This is a genomic window from Sporosarcina quadrami (assembly GCF_014836615.1).
Taxonomy (GTDB): Bacteria; Bacillota; Bacilli; order Bacillales_A; family Planococcaceae; genus Sporosarcina; species Sporosarcina quadrami.
In genome coordinates this window covers 1-15,757 of record NZ_JACSQN010000003.1, presented here as the reverse complement: position 1 = coordinate 15,757, position 15,757 = coordinate 1, and the positions used below count along the sequence as shown (strand labels likewise).

Below are 15,757 nucleotides of genomic sequence, written 5' to 3'. Positions count from 1 at the left end.
TCGGATTCTATTTCATTTCTGTATATATGAGTGTCATGAGGATCGCCTGCAAAATTCGCGCTCGCATAACATCTCGTTCTGGTAATGGATATTGCAATGTCGTTCGGTCGACTGCCGCCATAATAATGCGGGCTTCGCGTTCCGTAATTGCATCCTCTTCAAGTAATCTAAGGACGATATCTTCAGCCATCGTATTCGATGCGCCTTGCTGGATACCTCCAATAATATGCTCGATCAACTCTTTAGAGGAGTTTGTTTGAACACGATAAATGCGGATATATCCTCCGCCTCCCCGTTTAGATTCAACTGCATAACCGCGTTCCACTGTAAAACGAGTATTAATGACATAGTTAATCTGTGAAGGGACGCATGAAAACTTCTCTGCCACTTCGCTACGTTTTATTTCAATAGTTCCGCTATCTTCCTTTTCGATAATGGCCTTCAAATATCCTTCAATAATGTCAGAAATGTTTCGCATGTTCTCACCTCTTTCTGCTTGGTGATAAGTCATTGACTTTGACTATCTTTGACTTAATTGTACATGAAAAAATGGGATGGTTGCAACGAAAAAGCAATTTTTGATTCAAAAAGGTTTAAGAATTTTGGATAAAGGGTAAGTGAGTAGTTGAGGATTTTTTTCTGACCTCTTTTTTCCTCTTCACAGAGTTGCGTTCAAAAGGATGGATGGATTCGATTGAGGCAAACAATCGTCTTTCTACGCCTGAAGCAATCTGTCCTTTTGGATTCACTCTCTTTTACAATCCCCAAACAAAAAGCTCCCGGTACACAGATACCTATGGAGGAGAATTTTCAACATGAACTGGTATGACAAACTTAGTGAGTATTTCCCAATTGAAGAAATGAAGTCAAAGGAGCATATGGACGCGCTTCTTAAAGACAAGAAAAATGTCTATTTAAAAGAAGAAGGCCCACATCATGTCCTTATGTTTGTTGAGACTGAAACGTTCGTCTTCATCGATTATCTATTTGTTTCAGCGCAATCACGTGGTGCGGGACTTGGACGTAAGCTTCTGGATTCATTGAAGGCGAAAGGGAAACCGATTATTTTAGAAGTCGAGCCAATTGATTATGAAGATACGGACAGCGAGAAACGTTTGAAGTTTTACGCGCGCGAGCATTTCCACCATGCAAGTAAAATCGGATATCGTCGCAGATCGCTCGCAACTGGCGAGCATAATGAGATGGAGATCCTGTTCTGGTCGCCGACGGATGCAGATGAAGTATCCGTTTACGAAGCAATGAAGACAACGTATGAGGAATTCCATACGTATAAGGATGAGACATTTTACGGCGATCAATACGACCCAGCTGATAAAGTATTGTTTTTCGATAAGGAAGACAAGGAGAATATCTTAAAAGCCTTTGAGGTTAGTAAATAATATAGAAGAAGCAAACAGGCAGCCCCCAATTTTTTGGGGGCTGCCTGTTTTTATACCTTTATTCATTTAACGCGCCTGAATCTGGAATAGGATTAAACACGTTAATCTGCGTTGCAGCCGGACGCGTTCTGGAGGGCGAGGCTTGTGCCGCTTCCTTCGCTCCGCTACGTCCAGGGTCTCAATGCAATTGCAAAGATATGCTCGAAAAGCTAACGCTTTGTCTCGCAAAAGCCGTTCTTCGTTACGGCTTTCGCTGATCCTCCCAGAGTCGCCGGCTGCAACGAAGATTAACTAAGTGTCGGCTTAGAAATTATCACACAATCGCACCCTATTATAGAATAACAGCCTTCCGTAAGTTAGTAACATTATTAGGATTTGCTGACCATTTACCCATTAATTCCATTTGTCTTTTCTTTAAATCATCATAAGGTTCTTCAATAGCTTCAATTTCACTGAACTTCCTATCAAAGACTTTTGCATCTTTGATTTTTTTGTAACCACCAAAACCTACATCGTCATTTAGTAGCCAAACAACCTTTTTTATTTTGGCAAACAGAATTCCACCAGTACACATTGGACAAGGTTCCAATGAAGAATATATTGTAAACTTTTCACCATTAATTTTAGCATTAAATATTGATTCCCCAGCATTACGAATAGCATCAATTTCGGCGTGAGCAGTTGCATCTTGTTGGGGATGTACCTTATTGCGTCCTTTTGCAATTATATTTCCTTTTTCATCAACTATAATAGCCCCAACTGGATAGGTATTCTCATTCAATGCCTTTTCTGCTTCATCAAGAGCCAACTCTAAAAAGTATCTATCTTGATCGGTATTTATAATAAACAACCTCCACACATTCTGTATTTCCCTAAATAAAATGGCCCGATTGAGGCACAATACTTATCCCGCAACGCACCCGATTGCTTAAAACAGATATATATAAACGATAACGCCGAATATGCCTACAACAATCATAGAAAGACTTTTTGTTACACTTTCGTTTTTTTTCATCAAGTTTACTACCCACAACACGAACCATCCAAAAAACACTAAACTAATTCCGAAATTTTGCATTATCCTTGATCCTAATGCAAAAACTGAACCAGTCAAAAATACAAGAAACCCGATAATAAGTGGGAGAATACTTAAAATAAATAAAGGGTGTTTAATTCCTATTATGATTTCTTGGCGTTCCTTTTCATTCATTTTTCTAAAGGCATGCCAGGAAAGTAGAATAGGTACTACCCATATAAAGGCTACATATATCAAATGATGTGTCTTCATACCATAATCCTTCCGACCAAACCTAGTTATTTTTACTTCAATACATTTTGACCCAATCACTGAATCCGTACAAAACTTTTATCCCGCAAACGCCTCCTTATGTTGTACAAAGTCTTTAGTATTACAAGACATAATATAATCTTACAAACGTTGATCTACGTTCCAGCCTTACACTTTCCGGAGGGCTTGCAATCGCCCCAATTTAAGTCACAACTCTTCTTTAATAACTGGAAACATTTCAATACTTTTAATTCCGATGGAGTCGGGCTGTGCAACTCCGACCATAAGTAATTGAACGTTGATGAAAACAAAAACATTGATCATACACATGCACTTAATCAAACTTGTGTTGTTTCTCTACAACAGATTCCCCTGAATTCATCAAGGGGCAAAACCATAAAAAATCAGCGTAAAGATAAAAAAGGAAATAAAACTGACTGCCAGGAGGAACATCAGCCACAATAGATAAACAACAATACGTACTCTATTGTTTTGAATTATTCGTTTCGCCAATTTAAACGTTACACAGGAGACGACAACAAACACCGGGATAATGAAGAAATATGAAAACGTTCCTACCCAGTCACCCAAGACTCGAAATCCCTCATCAGGAACAGGTCCCTGATACAGATGATACTTCTCCGTAATTTTAGAGATTCCGGTTAAAAATAGGACCGATAACAAAGTAAAGTAAAGAATCAGTAAAACTCTGACAACCCGCTTTTCTTTTAAAAGAAGTAGGTACATCGAAATTAAAAAAAGAATTAAAATGATAACTTTAAACATCGCTTCACCTCCTACTTTATAAATGAAATTCTCCAACGTCATTCGTTTAATTTGGCCCTTTTATTTAATCGGCACTTTTTCTAAGCGTCCTATAGAGCACATAACCGCCAAAGACAAAACACGCAAAAACAGCTATGAACTGAACTGCAAATGCATCAATTCCGAGAACTTGTCTAACTAGTTGAATCGGGTTGGCAAGGATATCCCAGCTATTGAAACGTAAAAATCGTCCGATATACACGCCTAGTCCTGTAAGTAAAGAAAGCATTGCCAATCCTGAAAAACAGATAATAGTAGAATACTTCTTTCTGCTGAGCCGTTCTAATTTATAGACGGACTCAAGCCCAGCCAATAGAGCGAAAAGGAAGCCCGCTCCAATAACAAACAGCTTTGCCCACACCATAATCTCGTGACTGTATGCAACCCTAGCATCCGAAGAAAAGGGCTCAACCTCTACAAGCCACAAGAATTTATCGTTTGTTATGTGAATGAAATCAGTTATCACATAAACCGAATTTGGGAAGAAGAGCAACCAGAGAATGATCCAAAAAGCTGGCCAACCAACCTTTCTCTGCCTGATCGCCATTTCTGCTTTCATAATGAAAACCAAAGGCAATAGTGCTAAAAAGGTATTCCAAGGCAACATGAAATATAGGAAATTTGATTCCTTAAATAGCATGACAAAACAGACAACCCAATACACAAACATGAAAAGCAGTAATCCTTTATAGTTCTCGATTAATTTTTGCATGGCTACCCCCCATAGGTGATTCAATCCGACAAACTAGCTCTTAATTGTTCTATTTTCCCTTGACGAATCGAGCAATCATTGATTAATCAGACTTATTTTGCAAAGAAAGGTTGCATGCATTGGAACGGTGTTTTGTTATTCATGATTCATTTCCATAAAAAAAGAGAAAACCCTTAGGCCAAGTAAAGGTTTTCATATGATTAGCTCATTTATCAGGTAATTCCTTTCAAATCTTTAGTATGTAATCCTTACTAACCAAGTTAGTTATTTTATTTATCTAAATACATGGTATAATCATAATTATAATTTAATACGTTACTAGGAAGAAGTCTTTTTAAGAAGGGGGAATGGGGATTGGAAGCAAAAACACGCAAAAAAGGGGTTTTTAACAGATTTCTAGATTTCATTGAAAAGTACGGGAATAAGTTGCCCGATCCAGTCATGCTTTTCGTCTATATTGCTGGTCTAATTTTAGTTTGCTCCGCTATTTTCGGAGCACTTGGAACAACAGCTATAAACCCTGGCACAGGTGATGAAGTAAAGGTTGTCAACTTATTAAATGGTGCTGGCCTAATTATGATTTTAACTAACTTAGTGAAAAACTTTACTAGTTTCCCACCTCTTGGCCTCGTTCTTGTCGTCATGTTAGGGGTAGGGCTTGCAGAGTCTACCGGTTTAATCGCAACTGTGATGAAGACAACAATATTAAACGCACCAAAAAAGATTATTTTGCCTACAATCGTGCTTGTTGCAATTTTAGGAAATGCGGCGGCTGATGCAGCGATGGTAGTATTACCTCCGATTGTCGCGATGATTTTCATTGCCCTCGGCAGACACCCGATTGCCGGCCTTGCCGCAGCATATGCTTCTGTCGCTGGAGGATTTTCAGCAAATTTGATTATTAACGTTTTGGATCCGCTTGTATACGGGTTCACAGAAATCGGTGCACATATTTACGACCCTACTTACTCAGGGAACCCTGGGATGAACTATTACTTTTTAGCAGTATCCGCTTTAGTTTTAGTCCCTGTCGCCGTGTTTGTTACGACCAAGATTGTTGAACCCAGACTTGGTAAATATCACGGGATTACCGAGGAACTAGAACCAGTTTCAGCTGTTGAAAAAAAAGGCTTTTTATGGGCCGCACTTTCCGTTGTACTCATCATCGGTACAGTATTAGCCCTATCAATTCCAGAAGGGGCGCTATTACGTCATCCTGAAACAGGCAGTTTGACGACATCTCCACTCATGGATAGCCTTGTGCCATTGATGATGATATTGTTCCTTGTTCCTTCTATAATTTATGGAAAAATCGTCAAGACAGTAAATAATTCAAAGGATTTTGCAGATCATTTGGCGAAGGCCATGTCTGGTATGGGCATGTATATCGTCATCGCTTTTGTTGCCGCACAAATGATTGCTTACTTCAACTGGAGTAATCTAGGTCCTATCGTAGCCATTAAAGGGGCTGAAACGCTTGAAGCATTGGGTTTAAAAGGTCTACCGCTATTTATCGGTTTCATCATAGTTGCAGCACTCATTAACTTCCTTGTTGCCAGCTCGTCCGCTAAATGGGCAATTCTCGCTCCCGTGTTCGTGCCGATGTTCATGATTATGGGGTATAGTCCAGCATTGACACAAGCAGCGTATCGAATCGGGGATTCCATAACGAATCCAATTACACCGATGCTTGCATACTTCGCCATTGCACTGACATTCGCGAAGAAATACGATCCGAAAATCGGAATAGGTACATTCATGACTTCCCTACTGCCTTATTCAATTGCCTTCGCCATCATGTGGATCATTCTATTCGCAGTATGGTACTTGCTCGGCATTCCTCTAGGACCTCAAGGCGAATTATTCTTGAATAAATGAAAAAGGGTGCTCCGATTAGGGGGCACCCTTCTTTCATTCAATCGTACTATTCTTCAGTTCCTTCACTGGCAGGAACAGTTCGCCTGTTGCAAAGTACGTGATGGCTAACCGATCACCTTCTTCAATATAAATGGCGAGTGGAACTGCTTCAGTTGAGACGATGTAGTTCTTTCCGTCTTCCGCAAGGATTGAAACGATCGTGAAATCGCCTGCTCGTTCTTTGTATACCCTTGAGACTGTTGCCACGGTTTTCTCTTCTACTGCGCCGGAACTACCATCGACAGAGCTACCGCCGCGTTGTAAAGCCGTTTTGTATAGTCTTAACGCTTCGTTAGGTGAGTTTGCAAAAACAGAGATCTCAGGGTTCGCTGCCGAGACGATGAAGTAGTTTTGCAAGAATCCGTTTGAGTCTAGCACTGGCGTCAACCAGCTTGCTTCGCCGTAGAAGTTGTAGAGGACAGGCATTTCACCCGACCACTTCTTCTCAATGAATTTCTTCTCGATAATTTGGAGCGCACCTTGGGAATCCATGTAGGATTCTTCTAGATTGCCCGTGTAATAGGTTGCTTCGCCAGTGCGTCCATCCGTTAATGCGTAGCCGAGCATCGAGTCGACTTCCTCTTTCGGACTTGTAAAGTCTGTGAAGTAAAACATATGCCCGTTCTCATCGAATACGGGACTGACATTCGATTCTGTGCCTTCATCAGACGGCAATTTCACGTCTTTTTTACCGACGACTGAATTCCAGAAACCGTGGATATAATTCCCGAAGTAGCTGTTTTGAAGGCTGACTGCTTCAGGCGAGACGGCACCGTCGATGTAATCAGGAATGTCCGCTAACGCGAATTGATCGACTTCCCCTGTTTCAGGATCGACTATGACAATCCCTTGTACGTCAAAACCATTCCTTGCCGTGATGAACTTTCCGTAAGAGCGGATATAATGCGGATGCCCGTCATCATCAATTTCCAACTGCACATCTCCATAAAAGATCAGTTCAGGGAATTCCATGCGCATATGTCGCTCCACTTGTTTATGGAAGAACGAGGATGGCGTATAGGCCATTTCCGTCTTCACGAACTTGGGATTATCCGCGGAGTCCGTCGCACTCATCGTAAAATAACCCGGTGTCGTCTTGCCATTCCACCACTTGAATAAACCTGAAAACTCGACGGGCGCAATATAGACAAATTTGTCATTCACTTTTTGAGTTTGCAAATGACCAAGCTCGTAATAGCTCGTATTCGGCACTTGTCCGAATGCTTTCTTCATTTTATTCCGAGCGAACTTCGGTGGGACACTAGCCGGTGTTTTCGTTTCGTCGAACGCCTTGATTTCTACTTGCTGGTCCATCTCGACTGCTTCGTATTTCTTGTCGGCGTTGAAAAGCGGCGCACTCAATATGAATACACTTCCTGCCAATGAGACTAGCAGGAGGACCATTTTCATGGTACGTTCCTTCCCTGTGGCAAACACGACTCCAATAATCGTCACAACCAGTAACAACGCCCACGCTGACGTCCAATTGCGATCAAGATTAGTTAAATAATAAATGCCGAATGTGATGACAGCAATGAGGACTGTTGTAGCCGCAAGCGCTGTAATCCGGTTGAAAGTCGGTTTCTCCGTTTCCTTTGACACAAATGTGATGGGAACAATGATAATCGCAGATACAATACCTGCGACGATTGAAAATAGTAATAGATTAATCATACGTTCACTCTTTTCCATTAAAGATTCCGTTCACCTATAAGTATACGTATGAATACGCCATCCGTTTCATTCCATACAGAAAAACTGTCTACTAGGTGATCTCCACCATGCAGACAGTTCACATCAAATTGTTAATTAACGACAGCTTCCTTATTGAGCGGTTCTAAATCGATTTCAAAGCCCATATCCTCGAGCATTTGACGATCGCGATCGCCTTCTTGACCTGCAGTTGTCAAATAATCGCCGATGAAAATCGAGTTCGCCGGATATAATCCAAGTGGCTGAAGAGACCGTAAATTCACTTCACGCCCGCCCGAAATCCTAATTTCTTTCGTCGGGTTGATGTAGCGGAACAGGCACAATACTTTCAAGCAGTAAAGCGGGGTCAATTCGTTTGTCCCTTCAAGCGGTGTCCCATCCACCGCATGCAAGAAGTTGACCGGTATTGAATCTGCATCCATTGCATGTAGGCTACGCGCCATTGCGATGACGTCTTCTTTCGTTTCACGCATACCGATAATGACACCAGAGCATGGCGAGATTCCCGCTTCTTTGGCGTGGTTGACCGTGTTCACTCGATCGTCGTATGTGTGTGACGTCGTAATGCTTTCATGGTGCGCAGCGGATGTGTTGATGTTGTGGTTATAGCGATCCACACCCGCTTCTTTCAAGCGTTTTGCTTGCTCAGGCTTCAAGATGCCAAGGCATGCACAAACAGTCATGTCTTGATGTTTTGCTTTGATCGCTTTTACTGAATCGATAACGATTTCAAGCTCCCGGTTGACGGGTCCACGTCCACTTGCAACGATGCAATACGTTCCAGCATTCACAGCGACGGCGCGATCAGCACCTTCGATGATTTCTTCTTTTTTCATCATCGCATACTTTTCAATTGGTGCTTTTGAGACGATTGACTGTGCACAGTAGCCACAGTTTTCAGGGCATAATCCTGATTTTGTATTAATAATCATATTGAGTTTCACTTTATTGCCAAAATAATAATTGCGAATTTTGTATGATGCATGCAGAAGTTGCAGTAGGTCTGTATCAGGACTATTCAAAATCGCGAGTCCCTCTTCGTCCGTCAACGTTCCTCCAGCAAGTACACGATCTGACCATTCCCCATAGATCGTCAATGCGCCCGCCTCACTTTCAACACTTTATACATTCTATGACCGAAGATTCCTGCCAATATCGATAGGATAATATCTTTCGGTAATGGTGGAACCATCCAAGCCCATGCAATCTTATACGTAAATACATCAGGTGCATTGGCCCAAAACTTGTAAGCGAAATACATCCAATTCGTACCGATAAGGTAATTAATCGTCATACCGACAAGTCCTGCAATAACGTAACTTCCTATACTGCCGTTCTTTTCAACGATCTTCCCGACAACATATGCGACGAGGATGAACGATACAATAAATCCGAAAGTCGGTAGTAGAATCGCGCTGAATCCTCCTTGGAATTTCGCGAATACGGGAGCTCCTGCAAGACCGACTACAACATAAACAGTAATAGCAATTGGGCCTAGACGGCTTCCTAGCAGAAGTCCTGCAAGTACTGCAAAGAATGCCTGCAAAGTAATTGGAACGCCTCCTACTACTAGGAATGGAACGAATGATGTAATATTTGCGCCAATCATCATGAGTGCTGCGAACATTCCGCAGTAGACGAGACTTAACGCGCTCATTGCACTTTTTTGTTTTGGTTTTGCTGTTGCTGTTGTCATAACGCACCTCTTAGATTTAATTTATATCTATAAGGATAAAAGTTTAAACGAAATGTGTCAACCGTATATTTTTTAAGGTTAACACAAAACACAACAAAAAAACGACAGCAGAAATTCGCCGTCGATGCACTTCATACACTATTGTTTGTCTTCACTTTTGGGAAATAGAAAGTAAGCTAATATGCCACTCAGAACCGCAGCCCCAAGCGTTATATAGATACGGGTCATACCCGGCACTTCCTGGAAGTTCAAGTTGAGCATATACCAAGATATCCCCGCTACGAGAAGCGCGATGGGAACCGAAAACTTAAAAATTCTCACTGTATTCACCTTCCACTCATATTCATATGCTCATTCTATCATATTTCAACCAACTGTTGACGGAACAACTTATTCGCGGTATGATGTGTTAAATTATTCAAACAACTGAATATCATTTTCTTATCAAGAGAAGCCGAGGGACTGGCCCGTCGACGCTTCAGCAACCAGCCATTTATGGTCAGGTGCTAATTCCAGCAGGTGTAAACCTGGTAGATAAGGAGGTAGCGAGCCATCGCATTTTCAAAGCCTTCTTTCGAGAAGGCTTTTTTCTATTTTCTTATAACTCTCACATAATGGGGAAAGGGATGATTTTATAATGAACTTACTAGAAAACTTGAAGAACAATGTATTGGTGGCGGACGGTGCAATGGGGACTGTACTTTATTCGCATGGAATTGACTTTTGCTACGAAGAATTGAATGTGGAAAAACCCGATATCATTGAAAAGATTCATCTTGATTACATAGCAGCTGGAGCAGACATTATCCAGACGAACACATATAGTGCAAATGCGTTCAAACTTGCACGCTACGGCATGGAAGACCGCGTGAAAGAATTCAATGAAGCGGCAATTAAAATTGCCAAACGCGCAGCTGCACCGGGCAATCAATACGTACTCGGAACAATTGGCGGCTTACGAGGCATCCGGAAAAGCGATGCAACGATTCCGGAAGTCCTTGCTATTGTGCGCGAACAGGCAAATTCATTGTTGACAGGCGATCCTGATGGTCTGTTGCTTGAAACGTACTATGATTTCGAAGAGCTATCTGCTGTTGTGAAAGAACTACGCGCAATGACGGAACGACCGATCATTGCACAAGTTTCAATGGATGAACCCGGGGTGTTAAAAAACGGGATGCTGTTGAATGATGCGTTACATGAACTTGAAACAATCGGTGCAGATGTCGTCGGCGTCAACTGCAGATTGGGCCCTTATCATACGATTCAAGCTTTTGAAAAAGTGACATTACCTGAGCGTGCATTCCTATCGGCCGCTCCAAATGCTAGCCTGCTCGATGTGGAAGACGGCCGGATCGTCTATGTATCCGAAGCGGAGTATTTCGGTCGTGCTGCTGCACTGCTCCGCGCAGAAGGTGTTCGTCTTATCGGCGGATGTTGTGGAACGACTCCGCAACATATCGCAGCTGTAAAAAAGCATTTAAGTGGGCTTGCACCGATTACAAAAAAGATCGTTACACCACAAAAACCGATTGTCATACGAGAAGCAGATCCAGCGAAATACGAACCAATTCACGAAAAAGCGAAAACTGCACGCACAGTCATCGTCGAACTTGATACGCCGAGACATTTGGAAACAGAACAGTATTTCATCGGTGCAAACCAATTATACGACGCAGGTGTCGACGCGGTGACGATGGCGGATAACTCACTCGCTTCACCGCGCATTAGCAATATGGCGATGGGCGCGATCATGAAACAGCAGCATAATGTACGTCCGCTCGTGCATCTCACTTGCCGTGATCATAATCTAATCGGACTTCAATCCCATCTGATGGGGCTGGATGCACTCGGTATCCATGACATTTTGGCAGTCACAGGAGACCCGACAAAAGTCGGTGATTTCCCTGGTGCGACTAGTGTGTATGACGTATCCAGCATGGAGTTGCTGCAACTCATCAAGCAGTTGAATGAAGGGATTTCATTCACAGGGAAACCTTTACGTAAAAAGGCGAAGTTCTCTGTAGCAGCAGCATTCAATCCGAATGTCCGTGTCCTTGACCGTGCTGTGCAACGACTCGAGAAGAAAATCGAATGCGGGGCGGATTATTTCATTACCCAACCGGTCTATACAAAAGAGAAAATCGTCGACATATACGAAGCGACAAAGCATTTGAATACGCCAATATTCCTTGGCATCATGCCTCTTACAAATATCCGGAATGCCGAATTCCTCCATCACGAAGTGCCGGGCATCAAATTATCCGAGGAAGTGCTGGCTCGAATGGCGGCGTGTGGCGATGACCGTGATAAAGCGACGAAAGAAGGCATTCAAATTGCAAAGGAACTGATTGACACAGCAGCAGAGCTATTCAACGGCATTTATATTATTACCCCGTTCTTGCGCTATGATATGTCGCTTGAACTCGTTCAACATATTAAAGAACTCGACGCAGAGAAAGAGAGGAACATTGTCCATGCCTAAACACATTATTGAAGAACAGCTCCAAAAAAGAATACTCATCTTAGATGGGGCTATGGGCACGATGCTCCAAGCGGAAGACCTATCTACTGAAGATTTTGGTGGAGAGGAATACGATGGCTGTAACGAATACTTGAACATTTTACGTCCTGACATTCTTGAGAAGATCCATCGAGGCTACTTAGAAGCAGGATCGGACATCATATGCACGAACACTTTTGGAGGCACCCCTCTTGTTCTGGATGAATTTAGCCTCGGACACCGCGCTGAAGAAATTAATAAAAGCGCTGTGGAAATCGCGAAAAAGTGTGCTGTCGAATTCTCGACTGCGGAGTGGCCGCGTTTCGTCGCCGGTGCAATCGGACCAACAACGAAGACGCTTTCCGTCACAGGGGGCATTACGTTCGATAAGCTTTCGGAAGACTTCTATGTGCAAGCGAAAGCATTGATTGAAGGGGGTGCCGATTTACTGCTCATGGAAACGAGTCAGGATATGCTCAACGTCAAAGCGGGAACACTTGGCATAAAACGAGCATTCGAAGAGACAGGTATTGAACTGCCAATCATGATTTCAGGCACGATTGAACCGATGGGAACAACGCTTGCTGGACAAAGTATTGAAGCGTTCTACATTTCCATTGAACATATTAATCCCTTGTCAGTCGGATTGAACTGTGCGACAGGGCCTGAATTTATGACGGATCACTTACGCTCTTTATCGGAACTTGCGACGAGTTATGTTACGTGTTATCCGAACGCCGGATTGCCTGACGAAGAAGGCCATTATCATGAATCACCTGAGTCTTTATCGCTGAAATTGAAAGGTTTTGCCGATAAAGGCTGGTTGAACATGGTTGGCGGCTGTTGCGGGACGACACCTGAACATATCCGCGTATTGCGTGAAGCGGTTGATGGACTCTCCCCTCGCCAGAAGCCCGAAAGTGTACATGAACACAGTATTTCTGGAATTGAACCTTTAATGTACGATCCATCAATGCGTCCACTGTTGATTGGTGAACGAACGAACGTCATCGGTTCCAGAAAGTTCAAGCGGCTGATTGTCGATGAAAAGTTCGAAGAAGCATCTGAAATTGCACGTGCTCAAGTTCGTGGTGGTGCGCATGTCCTTGACATCTGTCTGGCAAATCCGGACCGTGATGAGCTAGAAGATATGAAGCGGTTCATGCAAGAAGTTGTAAAAAAAGTGAAAGTTCCTCTCGTCATCGACTCGACAGACGAAAACGTCATTGAAGAAGCATTAAAATTTTCTCAAGGGAAAGCAATCATCAACTCCATCAACTTGGAAGATGGTGAAGAGCGGTTTGATGCGGTTATGCCGCTCGTTAAAAAGTTCGGTGCGGCTGTCGTCGTCGGTACGATTGACGAAATCGGCATGGCGGTCACTCGTGAACGGAAGCTTGAAATTGCGGAACGTTCGTATGATTTATTAGTGAATAAATGGGGACTTGCACCGGAAGATATTATTTTCGATCCACTTGTATTCCCTGTCGGAACAGGTGATGCACAATATATCGGTTCCGCGGTCGAAACGATTGAAGGCATCCGGTTGATCAAGGAGAAAATGCCATTGGCTTTGACAACACTCGGTGTCAGTAACGTGTCATTCGGATTGCCTCCTGTTGGTCGCGAGGTGTTGAACGCGGTGTATTTATATCACTGCACTCAAGCAGGCCTCGATTACGCGATTGTCAACACAGAGAAATTGGAACGGTACGCTTCTATTCCTGAGGCGGAAATTAAGCTTGCGAATGATTTATTATTTACGACGACGGATCAGACGCTTGCTGATTTTGCTGATTTCTATCGTGATAAGAAGAAGGAAAAGACTGAGGATGATATTCCGAAGACGGTTCCTGAGCGTCTTGCTTATTATGTAGTGGAGGGGACGAAGGAAGGATTGATTCCTGACCTTGAAGCAGCTCTCGAAATGTATGATACGCCGCTGGATGTGATTAACGGGCCTTTGATGGTCGGAATGTCTGAAGTTGGAAAGTTGTTCAATGATAATAAGTTAATTGTTGCGGAAGTATTGCAAAGTGCTGAAGTGATGAAAGCGTCGGTGAGTTTCCTCGAGCAGTTTATGGAGAAGGATGAAAATGATACGGGTAAAGGGAAGATGGTGCTCGCGACGGTCAAAGGTGACGTGCATGATATCGGGAAGAATTTAGTTGAAATCATTTTGAGTAATAACGGTTTCCGTGTTGTCGATATCGGGATTAAAGTGACGCCCGCGACGCTGATTGATGTCATTCGTAAGGAGAAACCGGATATTATCGGGTTGTCGGGTTTGCTAGTTAAATCAGCGCAGCAGATGGTTATTACCGCGCAGGATTTCAAGGCAGCAGGTATCAATATACCGATCATGGTTGGTGGGGCTGCGTTGACGCGTAGGTTTACAGAGACGAAGATTGCGCCTGAATATGACGGACCGGTTATTTTTGCGAAGGATGCGATGCAAGGATTGGATCTTGCGAATCGGTTGCAAAGTGGTGACAAGGAGGCGTTGTTGCTCGAGATTTCGGAGAAGCAGGAAAAACGGATGGAATCTGAAGCTGTGCGTGCGACGCGTGATACGGCGGTCGCTGTGTTGCCGAAGCCTGTGAAGACGGTTCGTGAAGATGCTCCCGTGTATGTGCCAAGTGATTTGCGCCGCCGGGTGATGAAGGATTATTCGGTGTCCCATTTACACCCATATGTGAATATGCGGACATTGATCGGCCATCATCTCGGATTGCGAGGCAATGTCGATAAGATGCTTGAAAATCGTGAAGAGCGTGCACTTCAGCTGCATGAAATGGTGACGGGGTTCTTGAATTCCGATAAGATGACGGCTTCAGGCTTGTATCAGTTCTTCCCCGCTCAAGCGGATGGCGATGATGTTGTCGTGTATGATCCTGCTGATTCGAAGACGGAAATTGAACGGTTTACATTTCCACGTCAAAGTGAAGAGCCGTTCTTATGTCTTGCAGATTTCTTGAAGACGGTACAAAGTGGTGAGATGGATTATATTGCTTTGATGCAAGTGACAGCAGGCCATGGTGTACGAGCTTATGCGGCTGATTTGAAAGCGCAAGGTAAGTTTTTGGAAAGTCACGCATTTCAGGCGACTGCGCTTGAGTTGGCGGAAGGATTTGCAGAGCGTGTGCATCAGGAAATCCGTGATCAGTGGGGCTTCCCCGATGCGACCGATTTCACAATGCGCGACCGGTTTGCGGCGAAGTACCAAGGTCAGCGTTTTTCGTTCGGCTATCCAGCGTGTCCGAATCTTGAGGATCAGGCGAAGTTGTTCGGATTGTTGAAGCCTGAAGATATTGGTGTTCATTTGACGGAGGAGTTTATGATGGAACCGGAAGCATCGGTGTCTGCTATCGTGTTTGCGCATCCGGATGCGAGATATTTTAATGTTGTTTGATTGATTGGTTGTAGGTCGTCTCCTGATTGTGGGAGGCGGCTTTTTTGTGGGTTGGTGTGTCGGTTGCGGGCCGGATGGTGTGTTTATGGGCGCGGCGGCATCGTTTACGAGCGCGGGCGGCGGGGTTACGGGCGCGGAGACGACGTTTATGGGCGCGTGAAGCGAGGTTACGGGCGCGGGCGAGGCGGTTATGGGCGCGTGGACGACGGTTACGAGTCAAGTCCATAGTATTGTGTAAATTCCCTATTCATGTTTTCCATTGCCTATCAAATCATATACTTATACTCGGTA

12 protein-coding genes and 1 riboswitch are annotated in these 15,757 nt (G+C 43.6%); of the genes, 4 read left to right on the top strand and 8 right to left on the bottom strand.

Going from position 1 to position 15,757, the window contains the following annotated elements; translation table 11 throughout:
* Positions 1 to 7 precede the first annotated feature (7 nt).
* The gene (locus tag H9649_RS03670) at positions 8 to 478 is read right to left on the bottom strand and encodes a CtsR family transcriptional regulator (RefSeq protein WP_191693379.1); all 471 of its coding nucleotides are present in this window, start codon (positions 476 to 478) and stop codon (positions 8 to 10) included.
* A gap of 337 nt (positions 479 to 815) precedes the next feature.
* Here H9649_RS03670 and H9649_RS03665 point away from each other — a divergent pair, with 337 nt between their 5' ends.
* Positions 816 to 1,400, top strand: coding sequence for a GNAT family N-acetyltransferase (locus tag H9649_RS03665; RefSeq protein WP_191693378.1), 585 nt, complete (start codon positions 816 to 818; stop codon positions 1,398 to 1,400).
* 331 nt (positions 1,401 to 1,731) lie between these two features.
* Here the strand turns inward: H9649_RS03665 and H9649_RS03660 are convergent, their stop codons facing one another.
* From H9649_RS03660 to H9649_RS03645, 4 genes are all read right to left on the bottom strand, one after another.
* A complete protein-coding gene (locus H9649_RS03660; RefSeq protein ID WP_191693636.1) occupies positions 1,732 to 2,241 on the bottom strand; it encodes a nucleoside deaminase in 510 nt (169 codons plus the stop codon).
* Positions 2,242 to 2,328: 87 nt separating this feature from the next.
* Complete coding sequence (locus H9649_RS03655) at positions 2,329 to 2,688, bottom strand: hypothetical protein (protein WP_191693377.1); 360 nt, start codon at positions 2,686 to 2,688, stop codon at positions 2,329 to 2,331.
* A gap of 381 nt (positions 2,689 to 3,069) precedes the next feature.
* Positions 3,070 to 3,474 carry a hypothetical protein gene (locus H9649_RS03650; RefSeq protein ID WP_191693376.1) on the bottom strand — a complete coding sequence of 135 codons (405 nt, stop codon included), beginning with the start codon at positions 3,472 to 3,474 and terminating at the stop codon, positions 3,070 to 3,072.
* A 64-nt stretch (positions 3,475 to 3,538) separates the two neighbouring features.
* Positions 3,539 to 4,225, bottom strand: coding sequence for a DUF1361 domain-containing protein (locus tag H9649_RS03645; protein WP_191693375.1), 687 nt, complete (start codon positions 4,223 to 4,225; stop codon positions 3,539 to 3,541).
* A 354-nt stretch (positions 4,226 to 4,579) separates the two neighbouring features.
* Between H9649_RS03645 and H9649_RS03640 the strand changes: the two genes are divergently transcribed.
* Positions 4,580 to 6,103, top strand: coding sequence for an AbgT family transporter (locus H9649_RS03640; protein WP_191693374.1), 1,524 nt, complete (start codon positions 4,580 to 4,582; stop codon positions 6,101 to 6,103).
* A 33-nt stretch (positions 6,104 to 6,136) separates the two neighbouring features.
* On the opposite strand, the gene H9649_RS03635 is transcribed toward H9649_RS03640, so the two are convergent.
* From H9649_RS03635 to H9649_RS03625, 3 genes are all read right to left on the bottom strand, one after another.
* Positions 6,137 to 7,816, bottom strand: coding sequence for a hypothetical protein (locus H9649_RS03635; protein WP_191693373.1), 1,680 nt, complete (start codon positions 7,814 to 7,816; stop codon positions 6,137 to 6,139).
* Between the two features lie 131 nt (positions 7,817 to 7,947).
* Positions 7,948 to 8,952: a biotin synthase BioB gene (gene bioB / locus H9649_RS03630; protein ID WP_191693372.1), complete on the bottom strand. Its 1,005-nt coding sequence runs from the start codon at positions 8,950 to 8,952 to the stop codon at positions 7,948 to 7,950.
* A complete protein-coding gene (locus H9649_RS03625) occupies positions 8,949 to 9,551 on the bottom strand; it encodes a biotin transporter BioY (RefSeq protein WP_225229655.1) in 603 nt (200 codons plus the stop codon). The genes bioB and H9649_RS03625 overlap by 4 nt, the downstream gene beginning before the upstream one ends.
* Positions 9,552 to 9,989: 438 nt before the next feature.
* Positions 9,990 to 10,092: riboswitch (SAM riboswitch) on the top strand.
* Positions 10,093 to 10,188: 96 nt separating this feature from the next.
* On the opposite strand from H9649_RS03625, the gene H9649_RS03620 reads away from it, so the two are divergent.
* Together H9649_RS03620 and metH are read left to right on the top strand one after the other, a co-directional pair.
* Entirely contained in the window at positions 10,189 to 12,036 is a 1,848-nt protein-coding gene (locus H9649_RS03620; RefSeq protein ID WP_191693371.1) for a bifunctional homocysteine S-methyltransferase/methylenetetrahydrofolate reductase, read from the top strand.
* Entirely contained in the window at positions 12,029 to 15,466 is a 3,438-nt protein-coding gene (metH, locus tag H9649_RS03615) for a methionine synthase (RefSeq protein ID WP_191693370.1), read from the top strand. The genes H9649_RS03620 and metH overlap by 8 nt, the downstream gene beginning before the upstream one ends.
* Positions 15,467 to 15,757 lie beyond the last annotated feature (291 nt).

What these genes read in the sequence shown, in the direction of transcription:
- H9649_RS03670 (WP_191693379.1), bottom strand. Translation starts at nt 478, where the DNA reads ATGCGAAACATTTCTGACATTATTGAAGGATATTTGAAGGCCATTATC.
- H9649_RS03665 (WP_191693378.1), top strand. Translation starts at nt 816, where the DNA reads ATGAACTGGTATGACAAACTTAGTGAGTATTTCCCAATTGAAGAAATG.
- H9649_RS03655 (WP_191693377.1), bottom strand. Translation starts at nt 2,688, where the DNA reads ATGAAGACACATCATTTGATATATGTAGCCTTTATATGGGTAGTACCT.
- H9649_RS03650 (WP_191693376.1), bottom strand. Translation starts at nt 3,474, where the DNA reads ATGTTTAAAGTTATCATTTTAATTCTTTTTTTAATTTCGATGTACCTA.
- H9649_RS03645 (WP_191693375.1), bottom strand. Translation starts at nt 4,225, where the DNA reads ATGCAAAAATTAATCGAGAACTATAAAGGATTACTGCTTTTCATGTTT.
- H9649_RS03635 (WP_191693373.1), bottom strand. Translation starts at nt 7,816, where the DNA reads ATGATTAATCTATTACTATTTTCAATCGTCGCAGGTATTGTATCTGCG.
- H9649_RS03625 (WP_225229655.1), bottom strand. Translation starts at nt 9,551, where the DNA reads ATGACAACAGCAACAGCAAAACCAAAACAAAAAAGTGCAATGAGCGCG.
- H9649_RS03620 (WP_191693371.1), top strand. Translation starts at nt 10,189, where the DNA reads ATGAACTTACTAGAAAACTTGAAGAACAATGTATTGGTGGCGGACGGT.
- metH (WP_191693370.1), top strand. Translation starts at nt 12,029, where the DNA reads ATGCCTAAACACATTATTGAAGAACAGCTCCAAAAAAGAATACTCATC.